The 239-nt window shown below is 68.2% G+C and carries 1 pseudogene; it reads right to left on the bottom strand.

Annotated elements, in window-relative coordinates:
- Positions 1 to 227, bottom strand: a pseudogene (locus tag SB753_RS40995) (biotin-independent malonate decarboxylase subunit gamma); the annotation flags it as partial.
- Positions 228 to 239 lie beyond the last annotated feature (12 nt).

Genomic DNA, 239 nt, shown 5'->3' with positions numbered 1-239 from the left:
CCGGCCAGACGCGCACTTGCGTATGCATCGGCGGCGCCTGCCAGCGCCTGGTGGATCCCGTAGGCTTCTTCGCGCCGTCCATACGCCTGGCTCTGGACATCGATGATCGCAACGATCGGGCGCTTCTCTTCGCGCGCCGCATCGGCGTCGATCACGTCGCGCACCGCGCGCGCGAGTTCCCATCCTTCGATCAGCCCGACCTCGCCGCCGCGAAGACGATGCGCCCGTGCTGATCATCG

It is taken from the genome of Paraburkholderia sp. SIMBA_053, from assembly GCF_046534895.1.
Taxonomy (GTDB): domain Bacteria; phylum Pseudomonadota; class Gammaproteobacteria; order Burkholderiales; family Burkholderiaceae; genus Paraburkholderia; species Paraburkholderia caledonica.
Note: the sequence above shows the minus strand (reverse complement) of the source record. Positions and strands in the feature narration are given on the sequence as shown.